General features: G+C 69.5%; 3 protein-coding genes and 1 pseudogene. All 4 read left to right on the forward strand.

Features of this window, described 5'->3' with window-relative positions:
• Positions 1–862: 862 nt before the first annotated feature.
• Positions 863–2,281, forward strand: a pseudogene (locus FrCorBMG51_RS35220) (ABC transporter ATP-binding protein); the annotation flags it as partial.
• A 568-nt stretch (positions 2,282–2,849) separates the two neighbouring features.
• On the forward strand, positions 2,850–4,583 hold the full coding sequence (locus tag FrCorBMG51_RS35225; RefSeq protein WP_476742250.1) for an ABC transporter ATP-binding protein: 1,734 nt from the start codon (positions 2,850–2,852) through the stop codon (positions 4,581–4,583).
• A 208-nt stretch (positions 4,584–4,791) separates the two neighbouring features.
• Entirely contained in the window at positions 4,792–5,481 is a 690-nt protein-coding gene (locus FrCorBMG51_RS24105) for a response regulator transcription factor (protein WP_047225295.1), read from the forward strand.
• Between the two features lie 7 nt (positions 5,482–5,488).
• The coding region (locus FrCorBMG51_RS24110) for an ATP-binding protein (protein WP_047225296.1) at positions 5,489–5,766 on the forward strand (278 nt) is incomplete at its 3' end.

The following is a 5,766-nucleotide window of genomic DNA, read 5'->3' on the forward strand; positions in this document are numbered from 1 at the left end:
CCGCCTGTACGAGCGGACGCTGGCCGACAGCGTGCGGGTCAATGGTCCCGACCACACCTTCACGGTCATGGTCAGAGACAATCTTGCCGCCACGAAGCATCGCGGCCCGTCGGCCGGTAACCCAACACGGTCGACGGACAACCCGGATCGACCGTAATCCGCTCGGGGGCGGACGGCATCCGCCGCCGTCGGGAGCACAGGCAGGGTGCACGGCCTGGCGGGGCACCGCTGCCGAACCAGTCATGATCGGTGCCGGTCCGGGCCGAGTGGCCGGTCATGGCAGGCAGCCATCCACCCGGCCGTGGCGGGATGGCGATCCGGGCCGGCGGCCGGCTACCCCGCTCGAGGCGCGACTGGCCCGGCAGGCCCGCGCCGCTGGAGTCGGCGGCGAGAGATGGCGGTCGGGGGGAGATCCGCCAGCGGCAGATTCACGTTCTGATCAACACTTTCTGTCGATCGATAGGCCACCCTTGCCCACAGGATAGACAATCCGCCATCTTTCAGTAGCAGATTGCGTATCACCACACCATGTTGTTACTTTGGTTAACAAACTATGTAGCCGAACTGCATTGTACCCCCTGATGATCCTCTATAGAAAGAGGACTATGCCGACGACTGGGAGCCCGCCCGCTCTCGCCTCCACGACCGCGCCCGGTCTTCGGCGTCCACCCCGTCGTGGTCACGACGCTCGCCGCGACCGTGGACGGCGGCCCCACCGGGCCGGCCACGGGCTCGTTCACGTCGGTGTCGTCGCGCCCACCGCAGACGCACCCACCGCGGACGCGCCCCGACCGGGCCTGGCCCGACGAAACGTGTCCGCGGTGACGCCATGACGGCGAAGAAGAACCAGGGCACCCTGGACATGCTGGGCCCGCTGCTGGGGCGGAACCTGCGGACCATCCGGATCGGCATCGCGCTGACGGTTCTCGCCCAGGCCGCGCTCGCCGCGCTGCCGCTGATCCAGCAGGTGATCATCGACGACGCGATCGTGGCCAGGCGACGCTCGCTGGCGCTGTGGGTCGCGATCCTGGTCGCCGCCGGCGTCGTGAGCTTCGTCCTGCAGTACTTACGCCGCTCGATCGGCGGCAGGGCGGCGGCGCGCAGCCAGCGCGACCTGCAGGTGCAGGTCCATCACCACCTGCAGTACCTGGACGCGGCCGGGCACGACGAGTTCCGCACCGGCGACATCATGTCGCGGGCGACCTCGGACCTCACGGTGATCCAGATGTTCATCCACCAGCTCGGCATCGCCTATGGCAACCTCACCCTGCTGGTGGTCGCGCTCGGCGTGATGATCTGGCTCTCGCCACTACTGTCAGTGATCATGGCGGTCTCGATGCCGGTGTTCCTCGTCGTCGCGACGCGGTTCCGCCAGCGAACATTTCCAGCCAGCTGGACGGACCAGTTCTACAAGGGCTCGGTCGCCGGCGTGGTCGAGGAGGCCGTCACCGGCGTCCGCGTGGTGAAAGCCTTCGGGCAGGAGGCCCAGGAACAGCAGTCCCTCAACGCCGAGGCGCACACGCTGTTCCAGTCCCGGCTGCGGACCGCGCGCATCACCGCCGCCTTCAGCGCCTCGCTCGATGCCTTTCCCGGGCTGAGCCAGCTTGCGGTCCTCGCGCTGGGCGGCTGGCTGGTGATGCGCGGCGAGGTGACGCTGGGTGTCTTCCTCGCCTTCTCCAGCTACGTCCTGCAGCTGGTGACCCCCGTGCGGTTCCTGTCCAACATCCTCACCACGAGCCAGCAGGCCCGCGCTGGCGTGGCGCGCATCCTCGAACTGCTGTCCGCCGAGTCCCGCGTCCGGCAGCGGCCGGACGCGGTCGCCCTCACGGACCCGGACGGGCTGTTGGAACTCGACCACGTCGACTTCGCCTACCCCGGTGGCGAGCCAGTGCTGCACGACATCACCCTGCGTATTGAATCGGGAGAACGGATCGCGATCGTCGGCGCGTCCGGCTCGGGCAAGTCGACGCTCGCGCTGCTGCTGGCGCGGTTCCACGACCCGACCTCCGGCACGGTCCGTGTGGACGGGCGGGATGCCCGCGACTACACGTTGATGTCGCTGCGCTCGACGGTCGGCCTCGTGTTCGAAGAGGGGTTCCTCTTCTCCACGACGATCCGCGACAACATCGCGTTCGGCCGCCCGACCGCGTCCGATGACGAGGTCGAACACGCGGCCGTCGCGGCGCACGCGCACGGCTTCATCGCCGGCCTGCCGGACGGGTACCAGACCGTGGTCGGGGAACGGGGCTTCACCCTCTCCGGCGGGCAGCGTCAGCGCATCGCTCTCGCGCGGGCCGCCCTGGCCAACCCGCGCGTGCTCGTTCTGGACGACGCCACGTCGGCGATCGACGCCCGCACCGAGCACGCGATCCACCATTCGTTCGAGGAGGTGCTCGCGCAGCGGACCACCGTCCTGATCGCCAAGCGTCACTCCACACTGCAGCTGGCCGACCGGGTCATCGTGCTGGACCGCGGGCGCATCGTCGACCAGGGCACGGCCGAGGAACTGCTCGACCGCTCGGAGCTGTTCCGCGAACTGCTCACCGGCCTGGACACCGGGCTCGCCGAGCACGGCACGCCGCCGGCCGAGCCGGTCACCGCGATCGACCCGGTGGCCTGGCCGACGGACGTCTCCCGCCTCGGCGCGCCGAAGGTGAGCACCTATGCCAGCGACTCCGCCCTGCGCTCGACGGTGGGCGGGCCCGGAGGCGGCCGCGGCGGCGACTCCTCGCAGCTGGCCGGGCTGGCGGCCGCGTCACCCGAACTGCTCGCCGAGGTGGACCGGCTCCCACCGCTGGCCGGCGACCNTCGACCTCGACGCGGCGATGGCGCCGCACGACGACTTCAGCATGGGCGACGTCTTCCGGCCGTTCGCCCGGCCGCTGGCGCTGGCCGCGGTGCTGGTCGTCATCGACGGGCTCAGCGGCCTGGCGGCCCCGGCACTGATCCGTTTCGGTGTCGACCACGGTGTGCTGCGGCACTCCCAGCGGGTGCTCGCCGTCGCGTGCGCCGTGCTCCTCGTCCTCCAGATCATCATCTGGGCCAACCAGCGGCTGATGACCTTCTACACCCAGTGCACCGCGGAGCGGATGTTGTTCGGCCTGCGGGTGCGTACCTTCGCGCACCTCCAGCGGCTGTCGCTGAACTACTACGAGCGACACCAGGCCGGAAAGATCATGACGCGGATGACCTCGGACGTCGAGGCGTTCGCGCAGCTGTTGCAGCAGGGCCTGGTCACCGCGATGTCCAGCCTGATGACCTGCGGCGGCATCGCCGTGGTGCTCGCGGTGTTCAGTCCCTCCCTCGCGTTGATGATCTCGGTCGTGCTCGTGCCGCTGGTGCTGTCGACGATGTGGTTCCGGCGGGTGTCCACACAGACGTATCTCGCGGCCCGGGAACGCATCTCCGTGCTCTACGCGGACATGCAGGAGAGCCTGTCCGGCGTCGTGGTCAGCCAGGCGTACAACCAGCAGCCGGCCAACGAGGCCCGCTTCGCGTCGCTGGCCGACGCGTACTGCCACGCCCGGTCACGCTCGTACGAGCTGATGGCCCGGTTCTTCCCGTTCCTGCAGCTGCTGAGCACGGCGGCGAAGGCGATCGCGCTGGCCGTCGGCGCGCATCGCATCGCGAACGGCTCGCTCAGCGCGGGACTGCTCATCGCGTTCCTGCTCTACCTCGACCAGTTCTTCACGCCGATCCAGCAGCTGTCGACGGTCTTCGACCAGTGGCTGCAGGCCGTCGTCGCCGTGACCCAGCTGCGCGAGCTCCTGCAGACCCCGAGCGGAACCCCCGACACCCCTGATCCGGTGCGTCCCGGGCGGTTGCGCGGCGAGATCACGCTCGATCACGTCCGGTTCGCCTACGAGAGCACCGGGCTCGTCGCGATGGACGACGTGAGCCTGTCCATCCCGCCCGGCCAGGTCGTCGCGCTGGTCGGTACCACCGGAGCCGGCAAGTCCACGCTGGTCAAGCTGGTGGCGCGGTTCTACGACGCGGCCTCGGGGACGGTGCGGGTCGACGGCGTCGACGTGCGCGATCTCGATCTGGCCGCCTACCGGCACCAGCTGGGGTTCGTGCCGCAGGAGCCGTTCCTGTTCTCCGGGACCATCCGGTCGAACATCGCCTACGGCCGCCCGTCCGCGTCCGACCTGGAGGTCGAGCGCGCCGCACGGGCGGTGGGCGCGCACGAGTTCATCGCCGACCTCCCGCACGGTTACCTGACCCCGGTCAGCGAGCAGGGACACTCCCTGTCGGCGGGCCAGCGCCAGCTGCTCAGCCTGGCCCGCGCGCTGCTCGTCGACCCGGCGATCCTGCTGCTGGACGAGGCGACCGCCAACCTCGATCTCGCCACCGAGGCGCGGGTGCAGCGGGCGATGGGGCTCGTGGTCAGCGGCCGGACGACCCTGCTCATCGCGCACCGGCTGCAGACCGCACGGGCATCACACCGGATCCTCGTCGTCGACGGCGGGCTCATCGTCGAAGACGGCTCACACGAGGAACTGATCGACCTCGACGGTCGCTACGCCGCGCTGTGGGCAGCCATGACCCAACGGCCAACGTCGGCCGTTCGCGACCGTCCGTAGCGAGTCCGACGAAACCTTTCCGCGGCCGCCGGGCCCGCGATCACCCAGGCGATCATCGCGATCACCCTGTGTTCTTCCTGACCTGGTTCGTCGGCGGCTGGCTGGGCCTGGAGGGCAAGCTCCGCGCGGTGCTGTCCACAGCCGGGGCACGCCCGACCAGGCCGGGCTCACATCGAATTCACATGCCGACAGTCATATCGTGCTGCCCATGCGGGTGCTGGTGGTCGAGGACGAAACACGCACCGCCACATTGCTGCGCCGCGGCCTGACCGAGGAAGGGTTCGCCGTCGACATCGTCGCGGACGGCCTCGAGGCGGTATGGCAGGCCAGCGAAATCGCCTACGATGTCATCGTTCTCGACCTCATGCTGCCAGGACTCGACGGATTCGAGGTCTGCCGGCGCCTGCGCGCCGCCGGGCGCTGGGCACCGGTACTGATGCTCTCGGCCCGCAGCGAGGTCACCGACCGCGTGCGCGGACTCGACGTCGGCGCCGACGACTACCTCGCCAAACCATTCAGCTTCGACGAGCTGTTCGCCCGGATCCGGGCACTTATCCGCCGCGGAACCCATGAACGCCCTGTCGTCCTCGACGTCGACGGGCTGCGACTTGACCCGGCCGGCCGCACCGCGAGCCGTGACGGCACCGCCCTCGACCTCTCACCCAAAGAATTCGCCCTCCTCGAATACCTGATGCGCCACCCCGGCGAGGTCCTCAGCCGAACAGCCATCCTCGAACACGTCTGGGACTTCGCCTACGACGGAACCTCGAACGTGGTCGACCAGTACATCGCCTACCTTCGCCGCAAAATCGACAGGCCCTTCGGAACCTCACAACTGGAAACAGTCCGCGGAGCCGGTTATCGGCTGTGCGCCACCACGAGCACACGGACGGCCTGACCAGCCGATGCCACTGCGCATCCGCCTCGCGGCCGTCTTCGCGCTCGGGACGCTGCTCGTGCTCGCCGGGCTGGGAGCGCTGTTCTACGTCCACACCGCTCGGACCCGCGCCCAGGGCGGAACCGGCCTGGGCCTCGCCATCGTCGCCGCGATCGCCACGGCCCACGGCGGCCAGGCCAGCGCCGCCAACCATCCTGAGAACGGAGCCGTCGTCACCCTCACGCTGAGGGTGCACCAACTGGGAGAAGCGGCGCGGCCGGGCAGGGGACTGTTTCAAGATCGGTG

The sequence above is a fragment of the Protofrankia coriariae genome (assembly GCF_001017755.1).
GTDB classification, from domain to species: Bacteria; Actinomycetota; Actinomycetes; order Frankiales; family Frankiaceae; genus Protofrankia; species Protofrankia coriariae.

What these genes read in the sequence shown, in the direction of transcription:
- FrCorBMG51_RS24105 (WP_047225295.1), top strand. Translation starts at nt 4,792, where the DNA reads ATGCGGGTGCTGGTGGTCGAGGACGAAACACGCACCGCCACATTGCTG.
- FrCorBMG51_RS35225 (WP_476742250.1), top strand. Translation starts at nt 2,850, where the DNA reads ATGGGCGACGTCTTCCGGCCGTTCGCCCGGCCGCTGGCGCTGGCCGCG.